The 930-nt window shown below is 69.4% G+C and carries 1 protein-coding gene; it reads left to right on the forward strand.

Annotated elements, in window-relative coordinates; genetic code table 11:
* Nucleotides 1-63: 63 nt before the first annotated feature.
* On the forward strand, nucleotides 64-915 hold the full coding sequence (locus tag CBW50_RS28495) for an XrtA system polysaccharide deacetylase (RefSeq protein WP_086148576.1): 852 nt from the start codon (nucleotides 64-66) through the stop codon (nucleotides 913-915).
* The last annotated feature ends 15 nt before the right edge of the window (nucleotides 916-930 follow it).

Genomic DNA, 930 nt, shown 5'->3' on the forward strand with positions numbered 1-930 from the left:
CCACGCGGCCGCGCGCATCGCCGCCGTCACCGTGCCGTGGCTGGCCGCGCGCCGGGGCACGCCATGACGCCGCCGCGCCCGCTGCGCAACGCGCTGACCATCGACGTCGAGGATTACTTCCAGGTCTCCGCCTTCGCGCCGCACGTCGCCCGCGCCGACTGGCCGCACCTCGAATGCCGGGTCGAGGCGAACATCGAGCGCATCCTGCTGCTGCTCGAAAGCCGCCGCATCCACGCCACCTTTTTTGCGCTGGGCTGGATCGCCGCACGCTATCCGGCCATGCTGCGGCGCGTGGCGCAGGCGGGACACGAGGTGGCCAGCCACGGCTACGCCCACCTGCGCGCCAGCGAACAGCCGGCCGCGGCCTTCGCCGAGGACGTGCGCCTGAGCAAAACCATCCTGGAACAGGTGACGGGCCGCGCCGTGCTGGGCTACCGGGCGCCCAGCTTTTCCATCGGCGCCGGCAACCTGTGGGCCTTCGACGTGCTGCAGCAAGAAGGCTACCGCTACAGTTCCAGCATCTACCCGATCCGCCACGACCATTACGGCATGCCCGATGCTCCCCGCTTCGCCTGGCGCCCGCGGGGGCCGCAGGGYGTGCTGGAATTGCCCGTCAGCACAGTGCGCATGGGCCGGCGCAACCTGCCTGCCGGCGGCGGCGGCTATTTCCGCCTGCTGCCGTATCCACTGTCGCGCTGGCTTTTGCGGCGCATCAATTCGCGCGACGGGCAAGCTGGCATATTCTATTTTCATCCCTGGGAAATCGATCCCGGCCAGCCGCGCCCGCCGGGCCTGAGCGCGAAGACGCGCTTTCGCCACTACCTGAACCTGGGGCGCATGGAAGCGCGGCTGGCGCGCCTGACCCTCGACTTCGCCTGGGACCGCATGGACCGCATTTTTCTTGAAAGCACATGATGCACGAGGCCAGCC

The sequence above is a fragment of the Janthinobacterium sp. GW458P genome (assembly GCF_002127585.1).
Classification (GTDB): Bacteria; Pseudomonadota; Gammaproteobacteria; order Burkholderiales; family Burkholderiaceae_D; genus Janthinobacterium.